The sequence below is a fragment of the Myxococcus sp. CA023 genome, assembly GCF_010998615.1.
In the GTDB taxonomy this organism is placed as follows: Bacteria; Myxococcota; Myxococcia; order Myxococcales; family Myxococcaceae; genus Myxococcus.
Genome location: NZ_JAAEAH010000022.1, coordinates 20745 through 45904, shown reverse-complemented (window position 1 = coordinate 45904; position 25160 = coordinate 20745). Strand labels below are relative to the sequence as shown.

Annotated in this window: 26 protein-coding genes; 14 read left to right on the top strand and 12 right to left on the bottom strand. The window is 68.8% G+C overall.

Annotated features, from left to right (window positions below):
- Positions 1 to 362 precede the first annotated feature (362 nt).
- From F8M74_RS12095 to F8M74_RS12050, 10 genes are read left to right on the top strand one after another with little or no spacing between them, the layout of a single operon-like run.
- Positions 363 to 887 (top strand): Hsp20/alpha crystallin family protein, encoded by a 525-nt coding sequence (locus F8M74_RS12095; RefSeq protein WP_141255747.1) that lies wholly within the window; start codon positions 363 to 365, stop codon positions 885 to 887.
- Entirely contained in the window at positions 884 to 3019 is a 2136-nt protein-coding gene (locus F8M74_RS12090) for a CDC48 family AAA ATPase (RefSeq protein ID WP_141255748.1), read from the top strand. The genes F8M74_RS12095 and F8M74_RS12090 overlap by 4 nt, the downstream gene beginning before the upstream one ends.
- The gene (locus F8M74_RS12085) at positions 3016 to 3858 is read left to right on the top strand and encodes a GvpL/GvpF family gas vesicle protein (protein WP_216620317.1); all 843 of its coding nucleotides are present in this window, start codon (positions 3016 to 3018) and stop codon (positions 3856 to 3858) included. The genes F8M74_RS12090 and F8M74_RS12085 overlap by 4 nt, the downstream gene beginning before the upstream one ends.
- Complete coding sequence (locus tag F8M74_RS12080; protein WP_141255749.1) at positions 3855 to 4622, top strand: GvpL/GvpF family gas vesicle protein; 768 nt, start codon at positions 3855 to 3857, stop codon at positions 4620 to 4622. The genes F8M74_RS12085 and F8M74_RS12080 overlap by 4 nt, the downstream gene beginning before the upstream one ends.
- A gap of 7 nt (positions 4623 to 4629) precedes the next feature.
- Positions 4630 to 4854, top strand: a complete 225-nt coding sequence (gene gvpJ / locus F8M74_RS12075) for a gas vesicle protein GvpJ (RefSeq protein ID WP_141255750.1) — start codon at positions 4630 to 4632, stop codon at positions 4852 to 4854.
- 30 nt (positions 4855 to 4884) lie between these two features.
- Positions 4885 to 5694 carry a GvpL/GvpF family gas vesicle protein gene (locus F8M74_RS12070; RefSeq protein ID WP_141255751.1) on the top strand — a complete coding sequence of 270 codons (810 nt, stop codon included), beginning with the start codon at positions 4885 to 4887 and terminating at the stop codon, positions 5692 to 5694.
- Entirely contained in the window at positions 5691 to 5972 is a 282-nt protein-coding gene (locus tag F8M74_RS12065; RefSeq protein WP_141255752.1) for a gas vesicle protein GvpG, read from the top strand. Before F8M74_RS12070 ends, F8M74_RS12065 begins: the two co-directional genes overlap by 4 nt.
- On the top strand, positions 5969 to 6190 hold the full coding sequence (locus F8M74_RS12060) for a gas vesicle protein (protein WP_011552834.1): 222 nt from the start codon (positions 5969 to 5971) through the stop codon (positions 6188 to 6190). The genes F8M74_RS12065 and F8M74_RS12060 overlap by 4 nt, the downstream gene beginning before the upstream one ends.
- A gap of 48 nt (positions 6191 to 6238) precedes the next feature.
- Positions 6239 to 6565 carry a gas vesicle protein K gene (locus F8M74_RS12055; RefSeq protein WP_141255753.1) on the top strand — a complete coding sequence of 109 codons (327 nt, stop codon included), beginning with the start codon at positions 6239 to 6241 and terminating at the stop codon, positions 6563 to 6565.
- 34 nt (positions 6566 to 6599) lie between these two features.
- Positions 6600 to 6998: a gas vesicle protein gene (locus F8M74_RS12050; RefSeq protein WP_141255754.1), complete on the top strand. Its 399-nt coding sequence runs from the start codon at positions 6600 to 6602 to the stop codon at positions 6996 to 6998.
- Between the two features lie 50 nt (positions 6999 to 7048).
- Here the strand turns inward: F8M74_RS12050 and F8M74_RS12045 are convergent, their stop codons facing one another.
- The 7 genes from F8M74_RS12045 to F8M74_RS12015 form a co-directional block, all read right to left on the bottom strand.
- Positions 7049 to 8203: a hypothetical protein gene (locus F8M74_RS12045; protein ID WP_171410337.1), complete on the bottom strand. Its 1155-nt coding sequence runs from the start codon at positions 8201 to 8203 to the stop codon at positions 7049 to 7051.
- On the bottom strand, positions 8200 to 9765 hold the full coding sequence (locus F8M74_RS12040) for an ATP-binding protein (protein WP_163884397.1): 1566 nt from the start codon (positions 9763 to 9765) through the stop codon (positions 8200 to 8202). Before F8M74_RS12040 ends, F8M74_RS12045 begins: the two co-directional genes overlap by 4 nt.
- Before the next feature lie 88 nt (positions 9766 to 9853).
- The gene (locus tag F8M74_RS12035) at positions 9854 to 10759 is read right to left on the bottom strand and encodes a TIGR02757 family protein (RefSeq protein ID WP_141255756.1); all 906 of its coding nucleotides are present in this window, start codon (positions 10757 to 10759) and stop codon (positions 9854 to 9856) included.
- A 174-nt stretch (positions 10760 to 10933) separates the two neighbouring features.
- Positions 10934 to 11290 (bottom strand): GatB/YqeY domain-containing protein, encoded by a 357-nt coding sequence (locus tag F8M74_RS12030; RefSeq protein ID WP_141255757.1) that lies wholly within the window; start codon positions 11288 to 11290, stop codon positions 10934 to 10936.
- Between the two features lie 106 nt (positions 11291 to 11396).
- Positions 11397 to 13439, bottom strand: coding sequence for a M20/M25/M40 family metallo-hydrolase (locus tag F8M74_RS12025; protein WP_141255758.1), 2043 nt, complete (start codon positions 13437 to 13439; stop codon positions 11397 to 11399).
- Positions 13440 to 13604: 165 nt separating this feature from the next.
- Positions 13605 to 14072 (bottom strand): molybdenum cofactor biosynthesis protein B, encoded by a 468-nt coding sequence (locus F8M74_RS12020; protein ID WP_141255759.1) that lies wholly within the window; start codon positions 14070 to 14072, stop codon positions 13605 to 13607.
- Positions 14073 to 14296: 224 nt separating this feature from the next.
- On the bottom strand, positions 14297 to 14614 hold the full coding sequence (locus tag F8M74_RS12015; protein ID WP_140862058.1) for a Rieske 2Fe-2S domain-containing protein: 318 nt from the start codon (positions 14612 to 14614) through the stop codon (positions 14297 to 14299).
- A 78-nt stretch (positions 14615 to 14692) separates the two neighbouring features.
- On the opposite strand from F8M74_RS12015, the gene polX reads away from it, so the two are divergent.
- The 4 genes from polX (at position 14693) to F8M74_RS11995 (ending at position 20199) form a co-directional block, all read left to right on the top strand.
- Complete coding sequence (gene polX, locus F8M74_RS12010) at positions 14693 to 16438, top strand: DNA polymerase/3'-5' exonuclease PolX (protein WP_141255782.1); 1746 nt, start codon at positions 14693 to 14695, stop codon at positions 16436 to 16438.
- A 19-nt stretch (positions 16439 to 16457) separates the two neighbouring features.
- Entirely contained in the window at positions 16458 to 17078 is a 621-nt protein-coding gene (locus F8M74_RS12005) for a serine protease (RefSeq protein ID WP_141255760.1), read from the top strand.
- Positions 17075 to 17794: a myxosortase MrtX gene (mrtX, locus tag F8M74_RS12000; protein WP_141255761.1), complete on the top strand. Its 720-nt coding sequence runs from the start codon at positions 17075 to 17077 to the stop codon at positions 17792 to 17794. Before F8M74_RS12005 ends, mrtX begins: the two co-directional genes overlap by 4 nt.
- A gap of 227 nt (positions 17795 to 18021) precedes the next feature.
- The gene (locus F8M74_RS11995; protein ID WP_141255762.1) at positions 18022 to 20199 is read left to right on the top strand and encodes a M4 family metallopeptidase; all 2178 of its coding nucleotides are present in this window, start codon (positions 18022 to 18024) and stop codon (positions 20197 to 20199) included.
- Between the two features lie 88 nt (positions 20200 to 20287).
- Here F8M74_RS11995 and F8M74_RS11990 read toward each other — a convergent pair whose 3' ends face one another.
- The 5 genes from F8M74_RS11990 to F8M74_RS11970 form a co-directional block, all read right to left on the bottom strand.
- The gene (locus F8M74_RS11990; RefSeq protein WP_141255763.1) at positions 20288 to 20617 is read right to left on the bottom strand and encodes a DUF1330 domain-containing protein; all 330 of its coding nucleotides are present in this window, start codon (positions 20615 to 20617) and stop codon (positions 20288 to 20290) included.
- Between the two features lie 19 nt (positions 20618 to 20636).
- Entirely contained in the window at positions 20637 to 22565 is a 1929-nt protein-coding gene (locus F8M74_RS11985) for a GYF domain-containing protein (protein ID WP_228560468.1), read from the bottom strand.
- Between the two features lie 294 nt (positions 22566 to 22859).
- The gene (locus F8M74_RS11980) at positions 22860 to 23528 is read right to left on the bottom strand and encodes an ATP-binding protein (protein ID WP_141255765.1); all 669 of its coding nucleotides are present in this window, start codon (positions 23526 to 23528) and stop codon (positions 22860 to 22862) included.
- Positions 23525 to 23968 carry an ATP-binding protein gene (locus tag F8M74_RS11975; protein WP_141255766.1) on the bottom strand — a complete coding sequence of 148 codons (444 nt, stop codon included), beginning with the start codon at positions 23966 to 23968 and terminating at the stop codon, positions 23525 to 23527. The genes F8M74_RS11980 and F8M74_RS11975 overlap by 4 nt, the downstream gene beginning before the upstream one ends.
- Before the next feature lie 276 nt (positions 23969 to 24244).
- A complete protein-coding gene (locus F8M74_RS11970) occupies positions 24245 to 25078 on the bottom strand; it encodes a class II glutamine amidotransferase (RefSeq protein ID WP_171410336.1) in 834 nt (277 codons plus the stop codon).
- Between the last annotated feature and the right edge of the window lie 82 nt (positions 25079 to 25160).

Here is a 25160-nt window from a genome sequence, read left to right as displayed (position 1 = left end):
CAATTCCTTTGACCGAGGCCATGGGTGCTCACACCGCTGACGCACACGCGTGCCGGACGCGCATGCGCTGTCCATGCAGAACGTAGACACGACAGGCGGCGAAGTTCAGGGAGGTGAGGCGGCCCCGCCCCTCCCGCCCCTCCCAGGTCGATCTGCCACCTCCCGGGCGATGGGCAGGGGGCGACATGACTGACGAGCCCCCCTCAGGCGATGCGCCGATACCCGCCGACCAGGCATCACCAGCCGGCCCCTATCCGTGCCGCTCCTAGCTGGGCATGGGGCGGGCGGAATCCCCACTTCGAGTCTTGCCGCTGGGCATGGAGGGGGGGATGCCAGAGCTTTGAATCACGACAGGTGGAGCAATGGCAGAGAAGACCGGCATCAGCGGTGGAGGGTTCCTCGAAGGAATCACCACCCTCGTCACGAAACTGGCGGAGCTCGCGGAGAAGGGCGAACAGCTCCAACGCTCCGGAGAGCTCGGAGCCTCCGACAAGGGGCTCAGGGGCGTCTATGGCTTCAACGTGCGGATCGGAGGAGGCGCACCCGGGCAACCGAGCGGCATTCCGCGCGTGGAGCCCTTCGGGAACATCCGCCAGGATCACCAGACCGGCAAGGCGGTCGTCCACCCCATCCGCGAGCCCCTGGTGGATGTCTTCGAGGAGGGGCCGGACGTGCTGGTGGTGGCCGAGCTGCCAGGTGTCGACCGCAAGGACATCACGCTGGAACTCCGTGAAGACATCCTGACCCTGCATGCCGAGCACGGGGCGCTCAAGTACCACAAGGAGGTCCTGCTCCCCAGGCGCTTCACCCGCCGGCAGATGCACACCAGCTGCCGCCACGGCGTCCTCGAGATCCGCCTCACCGCCCAGGAGGAGAGCCGCTCGTGACCGTCGCGACACGGGAACGTACGCAGACGCTGCGTGCCGCCGAGTCCCTCGGCAAGGACCTGGGCCGTGGCCTCGCCCGCATGGACCCCGCCGACATGCAGCGGCTGGGGGCGCAGATCGGCGACATCGTCACGCTGTCCGGCAAGCGCCGCAGCGCGGCCAAGGTGATGCCCTCCTACCCGGACGCCCGGGGGCGCGGAATCCTCCAGATTGACGGTGTGACCCGGGCCAACACCGGGGTGCAGCTGGACGAGCCGGTGAAGCTGACCCTGGCCCCTGCCCGACACGCCGAGAAGGTCGTGCTGGCGCCCCTGGAGTTCACCCCCGCGCAGCGTGACCTGGCCTACATCGGCACGCTGCTGGACGGACTGCCGGTGGTGAAGGGGGACCGGGTCCGGGCGCTGCTGTTCGGCAGCCGCACGGCCGACTTCCGCGTCGTCGAGACCGCTCCTGTGGGGGCGGTGGTGATTCACCCCAACACCATGCTGGAGGTCGCCAAGGCGCCGGAGAAGGAGAAGGTGACGCACGAGCGGGCGCGCGCCGTCAGCTACGAGGACGTGGGTGGGCTGAAGCGGGAGCTGGGCCGCATCCGCGAGATCGTGGAGCTGCCGCTGCGGTATCCGGAGGTGTTCGAGCGGCTCGGGATCGACGCCCCCAAGGGGGTGCTGCTGTATGGCCCGCCGGGCTGCGGCAAGACGCTGATCGCCCGGGCGGTGGCCCACGAGACGGCGGCGGCGTTCTTCACCATCACCGGCCCGGAGATCATGCACAAGTTCTACGGAGAGAGTGAGGCCCACCTCCGGCAGATCTTCGACGAGGCCCAGCGCAGGGCCCCGGCCATCATCTTCGTGGACGAGATAGACGCCATCGCTCCCCGGCGCGAGAACGTGCAGGGCGAGGTGGAGAAGCGCGTGGTGGCGCAGCTGCTGTCGCTGATGGACGGCCTGGCCCAACGCCGGCACGTCATCGTGCTGGCTGCCACCAACATCCCCAACGTGCTGGACCCGGCGCTGCGTCGCCCGGGGCGGTTCGACCGCGAGATCGCCATCTCCATCCCCGACCGCACGTCGCGCAAGGAGATCCTCGCCATCCACAGCCGGGGCATGCCGCTGGCAGAGGACGTGGACCTGGACCATCTGGCGGCCGTGACGCATGGCTTCGTAGGCGCAGACCTCCAGGCCCTGTGCCGCGAGGCGGCGATGACCTGCCTGCGCCGGCTGATTCCCCACATCGACTTCGCCTCGGCCGAGATTCCCTACGACGAGGTGATGCAGCTCCAGGTGACGATGGCCGACTTCCAGGCGGCGCTGCACGAGGTGGGGCCATCGGCGATCCGCGAGGTGTTCGTGGAGACCCCGGATGTGGGCTGGAAGGACGTGGGCGGACTGGGGCAGCTCAAGCAGCGGCTCATCGAGGCGGTGGAGTGGCCGCTCCGGTACCCCGAGGAGTTCGCGCGGGCCAAGGTCCGCCCCCCCAAGGGCGTGCTGCTGAGCGGCCCTCCCGGCTGCGGCAAGACGCTGATGGCCAAGGCCGCCGCCCACGAGAGCCAGGTCAACTTCATCTCGGTCAAGGGCCCGGCGCTGCTCAGCAAGTTCGTGGGGGAGTCCGAGAGGGGGGTGCGCGAGACCTTCCAGAAGGCCCGTCAGGCGGCCCCCTGCATCATCTTCTTCGATGAGTTCGACTCGCTCGTGCCGACGCGCTCTGCCGGGGGGATGGACGAGCGCGTCACAGAAAGGGTCGTCAGCCAGTTCCTGTCCGAGATGGATGGCATCGAGGAGCTGACCGGTGTGCTGGTGCTCGCGGCCACCAACCGCGCGGACCTGCTCGACCCTGCGCTGCTGCGCCCGGGACGCTTCGACCTGCTCGTCGACGTGCCGCTGCCGGACCGCGAGGCGCGGCGCGAAATCTTCCAGGTCCACCTGCGCGACAAGCCAGTGGAGAAGGACCTCGGCCTGGACGTGCTCGCTGCACGCAGCGAGTCCTTCTCCGGCGCCGACATCCAGGCCGTGTGCAACCAGGCCGCCTGGGATGCCGTGCGTCACGTCATCAGCGGCAAGGGAAAGCGCCTCGTCATCACATCCGAGAGCCTGCTCAAGGCGATCCGTGGGCACAAGGAGGCACGCCGGCCATGAGAGCCCACGGCAATCCCGATGTGCAGGGGCGCCGCAAGGGCCAGCAGTCCCTGTACGTCTATGGCTTCACGCGGGCAGGGGCGGTGGAGCGCTTCTCCGTTCCCGGTGTCAGCGGCGCCGCCGACGTGCGGACGCTGAAGCTGGGGAACCTTGCCGCCATCTACAGTCCTCTCTCGATGGAGGAGTTCCTGGGGCCGGAGGGTGCGGACCACACCCAGGACCTGGAGTGGGTGGCCCCCCGGGCGGTCAGGCACGAGCGCGTGCTCGAGGAGGTGATGCAGTCCTCGCCGGTGCTTCCGGTGAGCTTCGGGGCGATCTTCTCCTCACCGCGAGCGCTGTCCGAGGCGGTCGACGCCCACCGGCAGGAGATCTCCAGATTCCTCGACGACATCGCCGACAAGGAGGAATGGGCAGTCAAGGTCTACGCCAACGCCCAGCGCCTGCGCGCTCATCTGGAGCGAGCGCCCGAGTTCCGCCAGCGCCTCCAGCACCTCCCCGAGACTCCCGGCGCGCGCTACTTCCACGAGAAGAAGCTGCAGCGCGAGCTCGACGTGCGCAGCCGCAACGAGGGACAGAGCCTGGCGGCCCACATCCGCGAGGAGCTCGCCCCGGGGGCGATCTCGGTGAAACCCCTGCGCCTGGCAGATCGCGGGATCTCGGGCCGGCAGGACGACATGGTGCTGAACTCCGCGTTCCTGGTGCACTCCGGGCAGGTGCAGCGGTTCACCCAGCGCTTGCAGCAGCTCGCGGCCCGGTACCAGCCGCAGGGGTTGACGGTGGAGGCGACCGGCCCCTGGCCTCCCTACAGCTTCTGCCCCAGCCTGGAGGAGCAGCCGTGAAGTCAATCATGTACGGCATCCTGGACGCACGGCAGGCAGCGAAGGAGGCGCTGCCGCCGGGGCTGAACCAGGCGCCGCTGATGGCGGTGAAGCACGGCAACCTGGCTGCGGCCATCTCGCCGATGGAGGAGGAGCTGGCCTCCTCGGCCGGCATCGAGCAGGCGCTGGAGTACGCCCGGGTGGTCGAGCAGCTGCACCGCCGACTGGCGGTGTTGCCCATGCGCTACGGCTGCTTCGTCCATCACCCCGAACAGGTGGTGGAGTTCCTGCACCGCTACGAGCGGCAGTTCTCGGACGCGCTGGCCCAGGTGGAGGGCTGTGACGAAATGGGTCTGCGCATCCTGTTCCAGGAGTCGGACGTGGCCGAGCCCCCGGAGCAGGCAGGGGCGCCCACCGGGGCGGACGCCCAGACCCGCGGACGAGCCTACCTGGACAACCGGCGTCGCTTCTACGCGCAGCAGACACGTGTGGACCGCGCTGCCCGGCGCATGGCGGAGCGGGCGCAGGCGGCCTTCTCCGGGCAGTTCGTCCGCTACACCTGGGACCATGCCGCTCGCCCAGACGGGCAGCTGCTCTCCATGGCCTTCCTGGTGGAGCGCCCCAAGCTCGCCGAGTTCCGGCGGGCCTTCCTTCGCTTTCAGAAAGACTGCCCCGGCAATGTGATGTGCAGCGGCCCGTGGCCCCCCTACGGCTTCGTGGCAGACCTGGCAAAGCCTGCCGTCGCGGCCCTCGCCGAGCTGGAGCATCTCCAAGAGAAAGGATGAATACGTCATGGCAAACGTCTCAACTTCTACCGGGACGTCCTCGACGGCCGACGTCATCGACCGGATCCTGGACAAGGGAATCGTGGTCGATGCCTGGGTGAAGGTCTCGCTGGTCGGCATCGAGGTGCTCACTATCGAGGCACGCGTCGTGATCGCTTCGATCGAGACCTACCTCAAGTACGCCGACGCCATCGGCCTCACCGCCGCTGCGGCTGCGCCTGTCGCGGTCTGAATTTCCACCTGAACAGGACAGGACAACGTCATGCCACGCGCCAAGACTCGACACGAGAAGTCCACCCCGGAGGGACGCTACCTGTACGCGGTGGTTCCGATAGAGGTGGTCGACTCGCTGAACCTCGACACTCCCGGCATCCAGGGTGCAGACGTGCACCCGGTGACGTCCGGAAAGCTGGCGGCCATCGTCAGCAATATCGAGCAGCAGACGCTTCGGCCGGAGCGCAAACACCTCAGCACCCACAGCGCAGTGCTGGGCCAGGTGATGGACCAGGCGCCGATGCTGCCAGTCGCGTTCGGCATCATTGCCGGCAGCGAGCGGGAGGTCCGGAACCTGCTGGCCGAGCACGCGAACGACTTCCTCACGCAGCTCCGTGCGGTGAGAGGAAATGTGGAGATGGGCCTTCGGATCCGGCTGAGCGACCCCAATGCGTTCGGGTACTACGTCAACGCCTTCCCCGAGCTCAAGGCGATGCGGGACGACCTCTACCTCGAGGGTGAACCGTCGCGCGAAGAGAAGATCGGGCTGGGGAAGTACTTCGTCGACCTGCTCAACGGCTTCCGTGAGGCGACCGCCGACAAGGTGCTCGATGGAATCGAGTCCGTGGCCAGGCAGACCGTGGTCAACGAGCCGCGCAATGAGTCGGAGGTGGTGAATCTGGCCGCGCTGGTGCCACAAAAGAAGGTCGACGCCTTCAACGCGACCGTGGAGAAGCTGGGCGCGACGCTGCCCGAGAACTTCCAGGTGGACGTGACCGGCCCCTGGCCGCCGTACAACTTCACCCAGCTGCGAATCCACTTCGAAGAGGTGGAGGAGGCAGCGCAGGGGGCGCCTTGATCATCCTGGACGACATCCTGATGTCCCCTGTCCGGAGCATCGCGTGGATCTTCCGCTCGGTGCACAAGGCCGTGCAGGACGAACAGGCCAAGGAGCAGACCGACCTCCGCACCCGCCTGAGCGACCTGTACCAGGAGCTCGAGCGCGGCGAGATCACGGAGGAGCAGTTCGACGAACAGGAGTCGCAGCTGCTCGACCGCCTGGACGCGTTGAAGGGAGCGCAGGAGGGGGCAGGGCCTGCGACTCCTGAAACAGGACCTGGAGGTGAGAACAGATGAACGGGCAGGCGACGACACCCGAGGCACAGCAGGAGCGCGCCTCGGTGTTGGAGTTGCTGGACCGGGTGCTCAACAAGGGCGTGGTCATCAGCGGTGACCTGGTGATTTCGGTGGCCGACGTGGACCTCATCTACCTGGGCCTGCGGCTGCTGTTGACCTCGGTGGAGACGGCGCTGGAGGTGGGCACCCTTCCCGAACATCCGCAGCGCTTGCAGTGAGGCGGGTGGAGGACCCGCCCACGCGCGGGATGGGAGACGGGGTGAACCATGGCAGTCGAGGGCGCACCACAGGCGGTGGAGGAGCTCGCCCGAGCGTTGGAGCCGACGAAGCCGCCCAAGCTGGAACTGGACGAGGAGAACGTCCAGGCCGGGCTGGTGCGGCTGGTGCTCGCCGTCGTCGAGCTCATCCGCCAGCTGCTGGAGAGGCAGGCGCTGCGCCGGATCGACGCCGGCTCACTGAGCGAGGAGCAGATTGAAAGGCTGGGCGTCACCTTCCTGCGCCTGCAGGAGCAGATGGATGACCTGAAGAAGCAATTCGACCTGACGGACGAGGACCTGAATCTGGACCTCGGGCCGCTGGGCACGACGCTGTGAGGCTGGCCGAGCAGCGGACAGAGAGCGAGGAGCCATGGCCCAAATCGACGATCGCGTGACGACGCCCCCTCAGCGACACTACCCGCCCACCTCGACCCGCAGCAGCTCCGTGGCCGACATCCTCGAGCGGGTGCTGGACAAGGGCATCGTCATCACCGGGGACATCAAGATCAATCTGACGAACGTCGAGCTGCTGACCATCCAGATCCGACTGATCATCTGCTCGGTGGAGCGGGCGCAGGAGATGGGCCTGGACTGGTGGACGACCAACCCCAACTTCAGCTCCCGTGCGCGACAGCAGCTCTCGGCGGCTCAGGCGCCCGCGGCGGCTCCGGCCCAAGGTGCCTCGGCCGAACCGGCGGCTCCGGCCCCACGTGCTGCTCCCAAGCCCTCCCCCACGCCCAGGCGCGCGCCCAGGGCCAAGAAGGTGTAGGGAGGCGCACCGCCGCGAGCATCGCCTCACGAAGCGGAGGTCGGCGCCACTCAGGCGTCGAGCAGGTCCGCCCAGAAGCGTACCAGCCGCAACACGTCCATCAGTGCCTGTGGCCCATCCATCTCCGCGTGGGTGATGAGCGGCGTGGCCAGCGCGTGGACCTCGGTGTAGGGACGCAGAGCCGCGGCCAGCCTGCTGGACTCCATGGCGGGAATCACCGTGTCCCCCGCGCCATGCAGCAGGAAGACGGGCGCGGTGGGCGGCGACGAGCGCTCCGGTGACAGCGCCGGGTCCGCGGCGAACGTCTTCACGAAGGGCAGCAAGCGTGGGCCCAGCGCCGCCACGTCGCGCGTGTTCACGTAGCCCATCAACGTGGCCGCAGGCTCCGGCAGCTCCGCCTGGAGGTCACGCGCCTTGGCGAACGTCTCCGCCGCGAGGCGGCCATCCACCATGGCCTGATGGGATGCGCGCAGGAAGGTCCGGATGCCCGCGCGCAGGGGCTCCACCTGTTCGGGAGGAACCAGCTTCTCCGCCACGTTGAGCAGGATGATGACCACGCCATAGTCATGCGGGGCCAGGTGACTTCCATCCGGCAGCTCGCCTGAGCACAGGAAGGTGAGCACGCGCGGCAAGTCCCCATGGCCGCCGAAGGAGAGCGTGGCCGCCACCCGGTCCTGCAAGGCGGGCCGTCCCGCCGCCACCACCGATAGGCCGCCGGAGAAGCTGATGCCGAACAGGTTCACCTTGCCGTCGGGCGCCAGGTCCGCTTGCGACGCGGCCCACACGGCGGCGTCCTCGATGATGTCCGGCAGGCGCGGCGTGATTTCGTAGCGCAGCAGGTCCGGCGGCTCTGGGGTGAGCACCGCCTGGCCGCCCATGGCCAGGTCCTCCGCCAAATTCACGAGCCGAGGCTCGTCGATGCCATCCGCGTGGACGCCCGAGGTCAGCACCACCGTGCGCCCGCGCTGCGTCACCGGCCGGTACAACCGGGCACGCACCGGGCCGTGACGCGTGGGCACCTGCACGTCGCTCACGTCGAAGGGCCCCGTGCGCCAGTCCGCGAGCGCCGTCTCCACGCGGCCCTGCATGCCCGCCGCGCGCACCACCAGCGACAAACCCTGCAGCCACCCCGGCACCACGAACAAGCCCGCGGTCAGCAGCGCCACCAGCGACGCCGCCAGACTCCGCCGCACCGCCCGGCTCATTGGAAGAGGTGCTCCACGAAGGTGCACAGGCGCTCGCGCTCGAAGGGCTTCTCCAGCAGCCCGCGCGTGCGGCGGCCCACGAACTCACGCGCCTGCGCGGTGAAGGCGCCCCCCGTCATCAGCCCGGTGCGCAGCGCGAGGTCCGGCGCCAGCCGCTCCAGCTCCACCACGAAGTCCAGCCCGCTCATGCCCGGCATCATCACGTCGCACAGGATGGCATCGAACCGCTCTCCCATGGAGAGCAAGCGCAGGGCCTCGCGCGCGTCCTGGACGACGTGAATCTCATACACATCACGCACCAGCCGGCTCACCGAGTTGCCCACGGAGGGCTCGTCATCGATGAGCAGCAGACGTCGACGGATGCGAGCGGGCGCCGGCGCCACAACCTGCGTTTGCGCCACGCCCTCCGTCCAGCCCGCGGCCTGCGTGGGCAGGACGATGCGGAAGGTGCTGCCCCAGCCGGGCGCGCTGGAGACCTCGATACGTCCCCCCATGGCCTGCACCAGCGTCAGGCTGATGGACAGCCCCAGCCCCGTGCCCTCTCCGACGGGACGGGTGGAGAAGAACGGGTCGAAGATGCGGCGTTGCACGTCCGGCGCCATGCCGTGTCCGTTGTCGGAGACCTCCAGCTCCACGTGCCGGCTGCTGCTGGCGCGCAGGGACACCCGCACCCGGTTCTCCTCGGGCGCACGGTCCGGCAGCGCCTGGAGCGCGTTCAACAGCAGGTTCACGACAATCTGGGTGAGGCGCCCTTCGTTGCCATGAACGGGGGGCACCGGCTCCAACGTGCACGTCAACCGGGCGACCAACCCAATCTGGTTGCGGAGCAGCCGCAGCGCGCCGTCCACCACGTGCACCATGTCCACCGGACCATGCAGCTCTTCATCCGCGCGGGAGAAGGTGCGCAGGTCGCGGACAATCGCGCTGACGCGTCCAGCGCCCTCCTGCGCTTCGGCCACCACCTCACGCAACTCCATGAGCTGTTCGTGGGACAGCTCCGGCTGGGCGAGCAGCTCGCGCAGGTACGAGAGATTGGAGCTGACGTAGGACAGGGGGTTGTTGATTTCGTGCGCGACGCCCGCGGCGAGCGTGCCAATCGACGCCATCCGATCCGCCAGCACCCACTGCGACTCCAGCCGCGCGCGGTCCGAGGCCTCGTGGAGGCTCGGCGTGGGCGTGGCATCCCCATCCGACAGCGCCGACAGGCGCCGACGCAGGCTCGCGAGCCGTACGCCCCAATGTGTCCCGGGCGCGGACAGACACTCATCCGCACCGGCTGCGGCCAGGGCGTCGGCTTCCACGGGCGCGCGGCCCGTGAGTACGACCAGGTGCGTGCGGGGTACGCCGCGCAGGGCATTCAACCGCTGACAGCTCGTGCACAGCTCCGACAGCGGGCCGCCGTCGTCCCACAGGACGATGAGTCCCTCGGGGATGGCCTCGGGCAAGGTACCCGCCAGGGGCACACGCAAGAGCTGGCAGTTCCGCCCCGCGTCGGACTCGAGAATCCCTCGCTCGACCTCCTCCGACACCTCGGGAGGTAATGCCACCAGCGTCACAAACACGGCGTCAATCCTCCGGCCCCAAGAGCCCCGGGTTCCGCGCGCAGGAGCCGGAGCCACATGCCCATTGCAGCGCCCGGGCGCTCCACGGTCAACGTCGTCGCGTCACCGACAGTTCTCTGCTCTTCCGAGCGGTGGTTCCTTGGACCCGGCGGGTCGCCGTCGCCACCACCTGTGGCCCCACGGCGCACGCCGGCAGCAGCGGGCAGCGACCGCAATTCTCCGGCACGGGTTGGGCGGGGCAGGCCCCACTCATACCGTAGTGACACAGTGCGAAGTCGTAACGGACGGGGTCTGCCGGGTCCAACACGCGCAACGCGGCTGTCACCTCCTCCGCCGTGCGCCACGTCAAATCATTGCGGTGAGTCAGTCCCAGGTGCCGCGAGATGCGACCAATGTGGGTGTCCAAAGGAATGAGGAGCGCGGAAGATGGCACACGCCTCCAGATGCCGAAGTCCACGGTGTCCGGGCCCCGCACCATCCACCTGAGGTAGAGGTTGAGTCGCTTGGCCGCTCCCCCACCCAGCGGCGAGGGCAGCAGGTGATGCAGGCCGCGCTCCGGCCCCAGGGCCTTTCGCAAGGCGTCCATGGGGATGGCGCGCAGGCCCGTCGTGAAGTGGTCCAACGCACCGTGCAGGGTGTCACGCGCCTGGAGCCCCTGGAGGAACAGCGCCTCCAGGCTGCCCAGCTCCCGCAGCACACGCCCCATGCCCAGCAGGAGCACCGCCACGTCCGTGCCCACGTTGAAGCGGTACACGAAGCCTTCGAGCAGCGCCCGCGCGCCCTCCACGTCGAGGGCCGTGACGAAGGCGGCGGGAGACGGCCCCATGCGGCGCAGCAACGCGTCCACCTTGGGCCGGAACAGGTCCGCGCGCCCGTACGCCAGCCCGGCCGCCAGCAACGCGCTGACCTCGATGTCTCGTGGGTCCTGGTAGCGGTGTGGGAACTCCACCGGATCGAAGGCGATGCGGGCGCGCGCGTCGGTGGACGTCAGCACGGCCTCCAGGCGTGGCCGGAGGTGCTCGGCGGCACGCGGCGAGAGTCCAGCAACCGGGGCGGTGCGCCTCTTCGAGCGAGGTGTCACGTCAGGCGGTCCCACATGGTCCAGGAACGGCAAGCGGCCCGCCCGTCTTCCCGATGCTCGCCGCAGGCATTCGTGCGCCTTCACGCCTCATAGCGCCAGGAGCACATCCAGTTGGGCCTTCACGGCACGCGCCTCGTCCTGCTTGCCGAGCTTCTCGTAGAGGGCCACCGCGTCACGCCGCTCTTGAAGCTCGCGGTCGATGACGGCCTGCACGGCCTCCGGAGTCAAGGCCAGCCGGGGCACTTCGCCATGCCCCAGCCCACCAGCGCTTCCGGCGAACACGTCACCCACGGCGGTGGGCGCCACGCGCACGTCCGGTGCTTCCGCGTTGTCGATGGCCGCGAGCATCTCGCGAAGCACCGCTGAAGCCTGCGGGCTCCGCGTGCGCATGGCCTCCTTCAATGCGGCGCGCAGTGCCGCCTTCCACTCATCCACGGTTCGCATGCGCGCACCCTATCGACGCGTTTGGGGCGACTCAAGGTGCGCGCTCCGTCAGAGGTCCCCAGGCCCAGACAGCGACGAAGCCTGGGGACCCGACGCACCGGGAGCGTCAACGCAGCAACGAGGACGGCTGCGCGGCGAAGATGAGGTCGTCGTGGTCGTTGTAGTTGCCCTCCATGCAAGGCGCCGTGCTTCCACGGTTGCGGAAGACCGCTCGCACGGCCTGGGCGGCGCTGCCCTCCGGCAGCGTGTAGGTGGCGGACAGCGTGTGGAGGCCCTTGGACGGAACGGACATCGTGGTGATGAGCTGCCAGACAGGGTTGTTGGCGTCGGCCGCGTAGAACAGGTCCAGCTTGTCATTGAGCTTGTTGTAGGCAAAGACCGTTGCATCGACGCGCACCAGCTTGCCCGGCGCGAAGTTCGTCCCGTCCAGCGTGGACACCACGATGCGCTCGTTCGATTGGTCCACCAGGTGCGCACCCGACAAACCGTCCTTGCAGGAGTTCTTGATGGTGTTCGGCGCGTTCATCTCGGGCCCGACGAAGCCGCCTCGGCCATTGAGCAGCGTGCCGGAATCACACGCGTTGGAGGCCGAGACACACCGCGGCGCCCTCAGGACTGAATCGAATCCAGCCGTACTGGTCGCGTTGCTCACCGTCACGGACACCCCGGCGCTGGTCGCCGCGACGCCCACGAGGTCAACCGCCCGCGCCGTCACGGTGTGGCTGCCATTGGGCACCGCGGCCGTGTCCCAGTCGAACGCGTACGGCGCCGTGGTGTCCGTCGCCTTCAGTTCGCCGTCCACGAAGAACTCCACGCGGTTCACACCGGAAGCATCCGTGGCCGAGGCCGTGACGGTCGTAATTCCAGCCACCGTGCTTCCGGCGGCAGGGGCGGTGATGGCGACCTCCGGCGGCGTCGCGTCAATCGTCACCCCACCCTTCGCCAGCTCCGCCACATACGCGGCGGCCAGCTTCGCGAACTTGAGCGCGTGACGGGCATCGCCCCCGCTGTTGTGGAGCGTGTCATTGACGGTGTGGATGTACGGGTTGGACGCGCTCAGCGGCGCCTCGAAGGGCATCGAGGCCGCGAAGCCCGCGCTCGTCCATGACGCATGGTCCGAGCACGCGTAGCCACACGTCGTCGTGCTCCATTCGAGTTCGGGCTGATACGTGTCGATGAGGTTGGTGACGAACGTGTTCTGCGCCGCGTTCGTCCGGTCGCTCACCAGGGCCACGTCGATGTTCGACCGCTGGTTGTAGTTCGTCATGTCGAGCTGGAGCACGCCCACCACGTCGACTCCATCCGCCGCGTACTTGGTGGCGATTGCCGAAGAGCCGCGCAGGCCCACTTCCTCGGCCGCGTAGGCCATGAACTTCACAGTGCGCTCCGGGCGGTAGTTCTGGAGCATGGCCACGCGAATCACCTCGGTGAGCGTGGCGATTCCCGATGCATCGTCGTCCGCGCCGGGAGCCGTGCTGCCGTTGCTGGTGGAGTCCAGGTGGCCACCGAGCACGACGACCTCTTCCGACATGGTGGTGCCGGTAATCGTCAAGATGACGGAAGGCTGCGCCCACGAGGCGTGGTTGAAGAATTCAACGGTGACGTCGGAGCGCGTCGGCGGAACCAGCGACTCCCAATGGCCCTTCAGCCAGTTGGCGGCCGTCACGCCCGTCGTCGACGTGTAGTAACGCGTCGCGTAGCTGGACAGGTGGTCGATGACTCCTCGGATGGCCAGTTCCTGAACCCCCGCGTGCAACGCGTTGACCGTCGACGCGTTGTCGAGGCTGTACGTGACGGCGGTGGCCTTGGCGGCCTTCGCCGCGACCGACGGGTCCAGGGCGGCGAGCGCGGCTGCTTCGGTGTCGTGGTAGATGAAGCCACCGCAGCGGTTGAGCTTCTCGTGCATCATCCGCGAGATGAGGTTGAGCTGGGACTCACGCACGCGCAGCGCGGTGACGTCCGCCTTCTGCCCTCTCATCGATGGCGCCGCATGTCCGGCGTTGGCGAAAGCGGCGTTGACGTGTTCGAGGGCATCGGACCCGAGGGTGATCCACACCTCGTGGTCGGGAGCCTTCGCCGGGGGCGCCTTCGCGAACGCCGAGACACTACAGAGCACCAGGAGGACTGAAGCGAGGCGCTTCATGTTCATACGTTTCTCCACTGCCATGCGGGGACGTGCGGTTGAGATGGCAGGGATAGAAATCCCCGCCTTCACCGTCAACTTACACTTCCGGCAAAAACAGGGGACATTGCTCGCGACGAAACACGCCGGCCTCAGCCATTCTCATGGCTTGAGACAGGCGCGGAGCGGACGCTAACGCGACAGCTCACGCACCGCGTGGCCCAACTCAGGGAGGATGAGCGCCTCCAGCGCGAGCCTTACGGCCTTGGGCGAGCCTGGCAGCGCGAAGAGAATCATCCCCTGGTAGGTGCCCGCCGTGGCGCGGGACATCATCGCCGCGCTCCCCACCTGTCGGAAGGACAGCATCCGGAAGAGTTCACCAAACCCTGGCAGTTCCTTCTCGAACAGCGGACGCAGCGTCTCCACCGTGCAGTCGCGCCGGCCAATACCGGTGCCTCCGGTGAACAACACGGCCCGTGCCCCCGCCTCGCGCGCGGCTTCCAGCGCGCCGCGAATGGCTTCCGGGTCATCCTTCACCACCATGGTGCCAGCAATGCCGTGGCCCGCCGCCTCCAGGCCCTCGCGAAGGACCCGGCCACTGTCATCGCGCGCCGCGTCGCGGCTGTCCGAGCACGTCACGATGAAGGTGCTGACATGCACCGGCGCTCGCGCCTTGTGCTCCTCCGCCGGGCCGTGGTCGTGGCCGTGCGGGGGGTGATGATGGTGGTCGTGGTGATGATGCGCGTGGTCGTGGTCATGACCGTGGTGCCCATGAGGCCCGTGGTCATGATGATGGTGCCCGTGAGGCCCATGGTCGTGGTCGTGGTCGTGGTCGTGGTCGTCGTCGTGTGCCATGACAGGTACTCCGGAGTGCGAGAGGGACTTCAGGGCGTGTCGGGCCAATCGATGACGAGCGCGCCGTCTTCGACCGCGACCTGCACCGTCGGCTGGTCGTCACAGACCCCCGGCGAGGTCGCGTTGCGCCCGGTGTCCATGTCGAAACCGACCTCATGACACGGGCAGACGACCATGTTGTCCTCGATGCGTCCGCCGGACAGCAAACATCCGGCGTGGTTGCACCAGTCATCCAGGCCCTTGTAGCGCCCGTGGATCTTCGCGATACACACGTTGCGCTTGCCGACCTCGTAGCCCCGCATTTCCCTCTCGGCGAAGTCCGCCGGTCCCAGCTTGATCTTCGTCATCGCGGCCCCTTTTCCCACAACGCGGGACGGGCTGCACTCCCGATGCCCGGGCATTACCTTCTCCTTGTGACTCCCGACGTGACCATCCCCACCGCTGTCGACAAGGCCACCGTCGCCCAGGTCCTCCGTGACATTTCCCTCCTGCTCCAGATCCAGGGCGAAAGCGGGTTCCGCGTCCGCGCCTATGACATGGCAGCGGACCGCATCGCCGGGCTTCCCCAGGAGCTGGGCCCTCTCGTCGCGGAAGGCCGGCTGGAGAGCCTCCCAGGCATCGGCCCCGCGCTCGCCGAGAAGATCTCCGAGCTGGTGTCCACCGGCCGGCTCGGCTACCTGGAGGAGCTGCGGGCGCAGTTTCCTCCCGGGCTGCTGGAGCTGACGCAGCTGCCCGACGTGGGGCCGAAGAAGGTGGCCACGCTCTGGCGTGAGCTCCAGGTGAGCAGCATCGAGGAGCTGGAGCGGGCCTGCCGAGAGGGCCGCGTGCGGCAGCTCCGCGGCTTCGGCGCGAAGAGCGAAGCGAAGATGCTGGAAGGCATCGCCCTGTACCGCCGCGCGCGCGGCGAGCGCAAGCTGCTGGGCGAGGTGATGCCGGTGGCCACGGCGCTGCTGGAGCGGGTGAAGGCCGCGCCGGGCGTGGTGCGCGCCAGCCTGGGTGGCAGCGTGCGCCGGCAGGCGGAGACCGTGGCGGACGTGGACATCATCGCCTCCGCGCCGGAGGCGGGACCGGTGCTGGATGCCCTGGCGAACGCACCCGGCGTGGCCGCGGTGCTGGGCAAGGGCGAAAGCAAATGCTCCGTGCGGTTGGAGGCCGGTGACCTCCAGGTGGACCTGCGCGTGCTGCCCGACGAGGACTTCGCCACCGCCCTGCACCACTTCACCGGCTCCAAGGCGCACCACATCCGCCTGCGCAACCTGGGGCAGGAGCGCGGCCTCAAGATTTCCGAATGGGGCGTCCACCGGGACGACGGAACCAAGGTTCCCGTGACGGAGGAGTCCGGGCTCTACGCCCTGCTGGACATGCAGTACGTGCCCCCCGAGCTGCGGGAGGACAACGGCGAGGTGGAGGCCGCACGCGAGGGACAGCTTCCCAAGGACCTGCTCACGCTGGAGGACGTCCAGGGCGCGGTCCACGCGCACAGCACCTGGTCCGACGGGCGCAACAGCCTGGAGGAGATGGCGCTCGCGGCGCGGGCGCTGGGCCTGAAGTACCTGACCATCACCGAGCACAGCGAGGCAGCCATCTACGCAGGCGGCTTGAAGGTGGATGACCTCAAGCGCCAGTGGGAGGAGATCGACCGCATCAACGCGGCCGTCTCCGGCGTGCGGCTGCTCAAGGGCATCGAGGTCGACATCCTGGAGTCCGGCGCGCTCGACTACGCCGACAGCGTCCTGGAGCAGCTCGAGGTCGTCATCGGCTCCATCCACGTCCGGCACGGCATGGACGAGGACCAGATGACGCGCCGGCTGCTGGCCGCGCTGGACAACCCCTGCCTCCAGATTCTGGGGCACCCCACCGGCCGGCTCATCAATAGCCGGGAGCCCTACCCCGTCCGCATGGACGAGGTCCTGGAGCGGGCCGCCGAACGCGGCGTGGCCGTGGAGGTCAACGGCAAGCCCGCGCGCCTGGACATCAAGGCCGAATATGTCCGGCAGGCCGTGGAGCGGGGCGTCCGCCTGGTGGTGAGCTGCGACGCGCACCAGAAGGAGGACCTGAGGAACCTGGCCTTCGCGGTGGCCACCGCGCGCCGGGGCTGGGCCCGGAAGGGGGACGTGCTCAACACGCTCCCGGCGGACCGCTTCGTCACCGCGCTGCGCGAGCGCCGGTGATAGGCTGCGGCACCCGCCGATGTCCCGCCTGCCGCCGCTGCTCCTCGTCTTCCTCCTCCCCTTTGCCTCCGCTGCAGCGGAGGCCGACAAGCCCTCGCGCGCCGACCTCCAACGGGTGCTGGAGCGACACGGGCGCTCGGTGGTGCACGTCAAGGGTCCTCGGAACGCGGGGCCCGGCGTCTTCGTGGGGTCCGCGGGGCAGGTCCTCACCTCCGTCACTCCAGTGGGGGCCAGCTTCACCGGCCTGAATGCCGCCACGGTGGAGCACGAAGGAAAGACGCTGCCCGCCCGCGTGGTGATGGCCAGCCAGGACCTCCAGGTGGCGGTGCTCGCCGCTCCGGATGGCGCGTACCCGGCGGCGCCCGTGAAGGTGCTTCGGGACGGAGACAGCCTTGACGGCCGCTGGCTGGTGGGCGTCCTCCCCGCCAAGAAGGGCCAGCCCGCGCGCCCCGTGCCAGCGCGAGCCCGTGCGACCCAGGCCCCCTTCTATGACGTTCCCCTGGCCCTGCCCGCGGGCAGCCCCGTCTTCGACGCGGAGGGGCGGCTGGTAGCGGTGGTGGTGAAGAAGCACCGTCGCGGCTGCCGGGTGCTTCCGCTGAGCGCCGTGAAGATGGAGTTGGCGTCGGTGGACATGCCATGACCCAGGCCGTGACGACTCCCTGGCGACCGAACGCCGTGCAGGAAGCGGTGGGATTGTGGGCGGTGGGCTTCCTGTCCATCGTCGCCGCCTTCCTCCTGTTGGGCGGCACCAGCATCCCCAAGCTGGTCGCGACAGTGGGCTTCCTCTACCTGCCGCTCATCCCCATGCGCTGGCGGGACGAGGACTACGGGGACTACGGCCTGTCGCTGCGCGCGTGGCGCGAGGACCTGCGCCTCTTCCTGCTGCTGTCCGCGGTGGTGGGCCCCCTCTTCTTCCTGGGTTTCGCCGCGTTCGTGGAGGTGCTGCCCCACCTGCCCCCCGCGCTGGCCAAGCACCTCACTCCGCTGATGGGCGAGGCCCGCTTCCAGCCCCGCCTGCCCCCGCGCTTCGGCGAGTGGTTCATCGACCAGCTCTTCGTCGTCGCGCTGCCGGAGGAGTTCTTCTACCGGGGCTACGTCCAGACGCGGCTGCGCGACGCCTGGCCCCAGGGCCGCAAGTTCCTGGGGGGCCGGCTGGGCCCCGCCTTCTGGCTGACGGCGCTGCTGTTCGCCCTGGGCCACCTGGCCATCTTCCAGGCGTGGCGGCTGTCCGTGTTCTTCCCAGCGCTGATCTTCGGGTGGATGCGGGAGCGCACCGGCACCGTCATCGGCGCCGCCTTGTTTCACGCGGCTTGCAACCTCTATGTGCGGTTTCTCGAGGTTTCTTTTTTCGGCTGATTTCTGCCGAGTTTCGCCGCGCCCCCCACTCCGTGCAGCAGCGCCGCGCACACCACCCGTGAAAAACGGGCGTGTTTACACGCCCGTAACCTGACTTCAACGGAACCGCGACAAGGTTTTACTTGCCTTTCGAGAATGGCTTATTGCGTCGAAAATATCACAAGAAACTTCCCGCCACACTGCGGCGATAACTCTTCAACCCCCTTGCACTGAGTTCGAGACCCCCAATGACGATTCGCCGCACCGAAGGTCCGAAGCCCACGATTCGCTCCACTGCTGCTTCCGAGGCTCAGTCGAAGACGGCCGCGAAGCCCGCGACCATCGCCCCGAACGTCATCAAGGACGGGTTCGGCCCCGCGGCCAAGACGTCGGACCTGGCGCGCGCGGAGAAGACGCTGAAGCCGCTGCCGCCTCCCGTGGGCCGGCTCTCCCTGGAAAGCCGCGAGGCGCAGACCGCCATCCAGACGTCGCTGGCGCACCTGGCCCCCTCCACCCAGACCTCCATCCGCAACCCCGGCATCATCGGCGGCGTGCAGTTCCCGGCGTACACGCCGAAGAGCGTGGAGCGTGACTCGCTGGGCATGACGCACGTGCGTCTGGACCGCCAGCACGAGGGCGTGAAGGTCTTCGGCGAGCAGGTCGTCACGCACCTCGACGCCGAGGGCAAGGTCAAGAGCACCACCGGCGACCAGTCTGAGATTCCGGCCGGCCTGGGCAAGGAGAAGCCCAAGGTGTCGCACAGCCAGGCCCTGGACATCGCGATGAAGGCGTTCGACGGCAAGCCGGACCGCCAGCCGAACTCCGAGCGCGTCATCTACAAGGACATCTCCGGTGAGTACCACTCCGCCTACCGGGTGGAAGTCACCAACGTGGATGGCACCGACAATCCGCGCAAGATGAACTACCTGGTGGACGCCAACACCGGGAAGCTCTTCGAGCAGTTCAACACCATTGACGGCTTCGCCCGCCAGCACGGCGCCGCGCACGGCCACACCCACGCCGAAGGCGCGGACCACGCCGACCACGCCCACAGCGCTGCCGCGACGGCTTCCGAGATCAAGGCCTCGGCCACGCCGAAGGCGGAGATCGCCGACCTGGCCACCGTCACGTCGAAGATCAACGTGACCCAGGACGGCACCGTGGACCAGCTGAAGCTGGACCTGGACATCGACCACACGTTCAAGGGCGACCTGTCGGTCACGCTCACCAGCCCCTCCGGCAAGTCGGAGACGGTGCACAACCGCAAGGGTGGCAGCGCGGACCACATCAAGGGCAGCTTCGACCTGAGCGGCTTCGCGGGCGAGTCCGCGAAGGGCGAGTGGACGCTGTCGGTGAAGGACAACGCGCGCCGCGACACGGGCACGCTGAACAGCTGGGGCCTGACCATCACCCCGAAGGCCGTTGAGCCCAACGAGCCCGGTCCCGGCGAGAAGATCGCGGACGACACGTCCATGTACAGCGGCAAGGTCGCGCTGGAAACGAAGAAGCAGGCGGACGGCACGTACACGCTCGAGGACGGCACGCGCGGCAAGGGCGTGGCGACCTACGACGCGATGAACCGCGAGCGCGCCAGCGGCCAGACGCCCATCAAGGACAACAACGACGTCTGGGGCGAGGCCACGGACCCGGAGCGCAACAAGGCCGCGGTGGACGCGCACTACGGCGGCCAGATGATGTACGACTACATGAAGGACATCCTCGGCCGTGACTCCATCGACGGCGCGGGTGAGAAGCTGGTGTCCTACGTCCACGTCAGCAACAACTACGTGAACGCGTACTGGGACGGCGAGAAGATGAGCTACGGCGACGGCGACGGCCGCAACTCCGGTCCGCTCACCGCGCTGGACATCGCGGGCCATGAGATTGCCCACGGCCTCACCGAGCGCACCGCCGGCCTCATCTACCGCGGCGAGTCCGGTGGTCTGAACGAGGCGATGAGCGACATCATGGGCGCTGGCCTCGAGTGGTACGCGTCCCAGAAGAACCCCGACGTGAAGTTCAACTGGACGGTGGGCGAGACGGCCTGGACGCCGAAGGACGGCGACCCCACCGACGGCCTGCGCTACATGGACGATCCGACGAAGGACAACTACTCGGTCGACAACTACAAGAACTACCCGAAGCAGACCGAGGTGCACGGCTCCAGCGGCATCGCGAACAACGCCTTCTACCTGCTGACCAACGGCGGAACCAACCGCACGTCCGGCATCGAGGTGAAGGACGCCATCGGCATGGAGAAGGGCCTGAAGATCTACTACCGCGCCCTGGCTCACTACATGACGCCGAGCACCACGTTCGCCCAGGCCCGCACCGCGACCATCAACGCGGCGACGGACCTCTACGGCGCGGACTCCGCTGAAGTGGCGAAGGTCAAGGAGAGCTGGACCGCCGTCGGCGTGAACTAGCCCTCCCGCTTCACTGAAGACACCCGAGCCCGGCCCGGCCCGCGACACACCGCGGACTGGCGCCGGGCTTCGGCTTTCCAGCGGCCGCTCAGGCCGGCGACTCCCCTATTTCGGTGACGGGCGTCGTGGCCGGCACGCCCTCCACCAGCAACATGATGGAGTGCGCGCTTTCGTGGCGGAGCGCCTTGGCGGCGGCGTATTCCGGGGATGCCCACCAGGCCCTCGCGAGCTCCACGCTGGGGAACTCCAACAGGACGAAGCGAGGGGGCTGCCAGGTGCCTTCCAGGGCCTGGGTGGGGCCGCCCCGGACGAGGTAGCGGCCCCCGTAGGGCTTGAGCGACGGAGGCGCGAGCTGCTTGTACCGCTCGTAGGTCTGCGCGTCGTGCACCGAGACCTCGATCAGGACGTAAGCAGGCATGGGCGCTCCTCGCGGCGGCTCAGAACTCGTATCGAAAGACGACGGGCGCTCCCTGCGTTCGATGCCTGGGGAACGTCCAGGCGCCTATCTTCTGCTGCATGCAACGCACGAGCGACGTGCCTCGCAGCCACGGCGTCTCGGTGGTGATGGACTCCACCTTCCCGCTCGGAAGGACGCTCAAGCGCAGCACCGCCCGGTCCCCCTCCTGCGGCGGCGCGGACTGCTCCCGGGCACACGCCGCGAGCTCCGAACGCCGGGCATGCACCACCGCGAAGACGGTGGCCAGGTCGAGCGACTCGCGCGGCGCCGTCGGGTCGGGCGGAACATAGACGGTCGGCTTGTGGTGCTTGGTGGCGTTGGGCCCTGGGCCGGAGAGCATGCGGTCGAAGTCCGCGTCGGGCCCCAGGTCGTCCTCCGAGCTACCAGCCGTCGCGGCTTCCGCCACAGTCGTCGCGGGCCGCTTGGCGGGCTCCGGATCCGGAGCAGGCGCCACGGAGTGCTTCCCGATGACGAAGGCCACGGCGACGTCTCGCGAGGAGAGACTGCCCGTGGGCCGCTCGAAGACGCGCTCTTCCGGCGACGGCCGTCCGCCGCCGGTCGCGGCGCGCGCCGTGCTCTCCGTGCCGGTCAGCTCCGGCACGCGGCCTCCGCGATCGACCGAAACGGCCGAGAGCGAGGGCGTCGATGGGCGTGTGGACTCCTGCACCGGGCTCGGGTCGCGCGCGCTCTCGGCGGCCGACGTCGCGACGCCCGCGCCGCTGAGGCCAGGGCTCGCCCTGCCTGTGCCGCCCGCTGACGGGGAGGAACCAGACGCCGCGCCGCCCTGGCTCGCAGCCGCGACCGCTTCCGGCGTGGGCGCGGCGGCCACCGGCTGTTCCGCGGGCGGCGGCGCATCGGTGCCACGCGTCGTGTCCACGGCATCACCGGGGCTCGCGGCACCACGGCCGCCCCCAACGCCCAAGACGCTCAGCGCCAGGGCCACCGACACGCCGCCGATGGCACCGCCCGCCAGGATGAAACCCAGCCGGCGCTTGCGACGCGCGCGTTCCTCGGGGGACGGCGACGCGAGCACCGCGTGGGTTCCCACGGGCTCCGCCACGGGCATCGGGTCCGACGCCGAGGCTCCGTACGCGGCGAAGTCACTCGCGGCCGGCGCGGTGACAGGTTCCGGTGCGAGCGTCGCGACAACAGCTTCCGGAGCAGGCCCGACGACAACGCCCGCGGCCGGAGCCCCTGGGACATCCACGGAAAGTGATGCGCCGGACGCCTGCGTCTGCGGCATGGCGGCAGCGCTCACCGCGGGAGTGGCCACAACGGCGGCAGGCGCAATGGCCGCGAAGGGGGGCACCACCGTGCCCGGTGCGTTCAGGATCACCCGCTCCGTGGTGGCCTCGGACACGTCCACCGCGCGCGCAGCCTGGGGCATGAAGGTCCCCGACGCTTCCGGCGGAACGGGCGGAGGTCCCGCCGGCACGGACGGCGGCAGCAGCGCGGAAGCGAGTTCCGGGATGCGCCCCAGGGGCAGCCACTCACTGAATCCCTCGCGCCAGCACAGGGAATCAAAGCCCAGAAAACCCCGATCCACGTGGGCCTTCAGGTCCGCGAGGTCGTGAGGTCCGTAGGCCGCGCCGCCCGTGACGAAGTACCAGGCATGCTTCACGACGGGCGCGGCTTCCTTCGGCGGCGCCTCCTCCTCGCCCAAGTTGGACGCCCGTGAACGGCCCGCGCCCCGGTGCAGTCGCTCCGACTGCGTGGCCTCGCGGTAGCGCGGCTGCGCGCTGGGCCGGACACGAAGGCTCTTGTCCGTGCGCAGCTGGCCCACGATGGCGTCCAGCTCCGCATCCGACACGCCATCCAGCACGGGCGACTCGCCCTCGTCAGGGCGCTCTGGGGCGACCTCCCGGGCGTGTCCCGGGTTGGCGTTGTCTTCCCCTGAGTTGCCGGCCATCGACCCGCTCCTTGATTCCATCCGGTCCCGATTAAGCCGCACCATCAGACCTCACCCAATGGAATGCCACCACGGCGATTCGTCAACGGGGAGCATCTGCGCGGAGGTGGACACAGCCCCCACGTGGGACGGAGCCCTAGCGTAGTTCCCATACCTCATCTTGGTACAATGCCCCGACTGTGCGGCATGCACACACAGCCACCAGCGTCCGGGCGCATTCCTGGCGCACCATGACGCCGTCGCCATTCTCCAACTCCCCCACCTTGGGACGGGAGCGGTGGGCGACCGCGAGCCTCACAGCCACACCTCGAAGTCCACCTGCGTGCCCTTCGGGCCGGTGCGCACGTCGAAGCGGTCCGCCAACCGCTTCACGCTCAACAAGCCCAGGCCCATGCCCGTCTTGCTCTTGTACGTCCCCGACAGCACGCGCTCCAGGTCCAGGATGCCTTGCCCGGAGTCCTCGGCGCTGACACGCAGAAGCCGCGTGGGCGCCAGTTGCGGCGAGAGCTGGATGGTGCCGCCCCCCGCATACGAAATCTGGTTGCGCGCCAACTCACTCACCGCCGTGGCCACCTTCTGGCACTCGTAGCCGCGCCCGCCCAGGGACTCGCACAGCATCCGGGCGGCGAGCCGCGCGTGACTGGCGTCCGCTTCCGTGCGCACCAGATAGGTGGTGGCCCGAACCTCCGCCAAGGCGGAAGTGGCCGCGCCCTCCGGCCCCGCCGAGGGCGCGAGCTGTGCGCGAAGCTGCGCCATCATCTGCGGCCGGCGAGAAGGGTCCACGAAGTGGCGAGTGGCGGGTTCCAGCGCCTCGATGATGCGCGGCAGGTCCGCCGCGGTCGCCGTGTCCAGGGACAGCCGGAGGGACTCAACGGTGCCTCGCAGCACCAACCGCGCCGCCATCTCCGACATGAAGTGCTGCAAGGCGCGCAACAGCGCCGAGCACACCAAACCACCGCTCACCCGCGCCTCCTTTTCGCCTGGACCACCACCCGCTTGCGCGCCAGCACCTCGAACCCTCCACCTTCGCGGTTGGCCACCTGGACGTCGTCGGTGAGCCGTCGCACCGCGGCCCCGCCTTCGCCCAGGCTTTCTCCAGGCAGCGGGCCCGGACGCCCTTCCCTGCCAGCGAAGAACCGGGATGGGTCCTCCATGCCGGGGCCGCGGTCGCGGGAGCGGATGAAGAGCCACTCCGCCTCGCGCCACAGCTCCACCCAGCCCCGGCCCCCCGCGTGGCGCACCAGGTTGGTGGCCAGTTCGCTCACCACCACCGCCACCTCGGCGCTGGCTTGCGCCGTCAGGCCATGGTCACGGGCGTAGCGGCGGCTCAACGCGGCGGCGACCGCCGCATCCGACCTCAAGCGGATCTCGATGCTGAACATCGGCTCAACTTCTGAGAGCATGGGAGGCGCGAGCACCTGGAATCCAGTGAATCTTCAATATTTCAATGAAACGCCCTCTATGGAAGCACTTCCCCTCCGGGGATGTAAAGAGGACCGCAGTCATTCCGGACCCCGAGCGCCCATCTCGGGAAAGCCTGGGTGTGAATGAGGGGTATTCGTGAAGCGCGCTCGGGAGTTCAGCGCTTCATGCCGGGACCGCCGGGACTTCCACGAGGTGGCGCCGAGGTCTGCATCCCCTTCGGGAGCGGCCTCCAGGCGCCTGCCTCGCGCACGTCGCTACGTGCCGGACAGCTCGTGCATCTGCAGATCCGGCCCCACCGTCAGCGTGTGGCCATGAGCCAGCTCCACCCATCCCGTGGTGCGCTTGAGCGCGCTGGCCACCACCACGGTGCGACGGCGGCGGTGCGCTCCCACCGCGGGATGCGTGTCGGGTGTCGAGGGCGTCACCTCGCACAATTCGCATTCGGCCGCCCCCTCCAGCCGCGTGCAGTACAAGGGGTGCTCGCCGTACCGGGTCGCCGCCAGGAGGGTGCCGTTGGTGGCCACCAGGTTGAGCGTGGGCGTGCGTGTCACGCCGGCCTGGGCCGCGGCCTGAACCACCTCGCGCGCGGTGTCCGCCAGCACGCGTCCAGCGACCTCGGCCTCCAGCCGTGGGTCCTCCGTGCGGCCCAGGTCGCGCAGGCGCCTGAGGAAGACGGCGAACAGCAGCTCCCCTTCGGTTCCGCCGCGCACCTGACGCCGCAGGTGGTCCGGCAGCGACGCCAGCAACGGGGCACGAAGCAGCTCGAAACCCTGTACGCCGCCATGAAGGGCGAACAACCAGCGCCGGAAGCGGAAGGGCTGGGTGTTCTCCTCCAGCGACAAGCCCACGGGCAGCTTGCCGGCGTGGAACAGCAGCGCCTCCGATTCATGCGGGGGCACGAGCGAATCCAGGGTCAGTTCCTCGCCGCTGGAGAAGCGCCGCAACAGGACCTCCTCCTGGGCGTAGGCTCCCACCCCCAAGGCGTTCGCCCTCGGCTCCCCCTGGAGCAGGACCTGGCCTTGGAGGCGGTGCAGCTCACAGCGCAGCAGGTTCGGGTCGGACGTCAGAGCGGCGAGGATGACGGACATGGATGAGTAAACCCCCTTCGCCATGAGAGATAATGGCCTCGGAGCGCCCCCTCAAGCCAGTGGGCATGCTCCCTTGCACCCT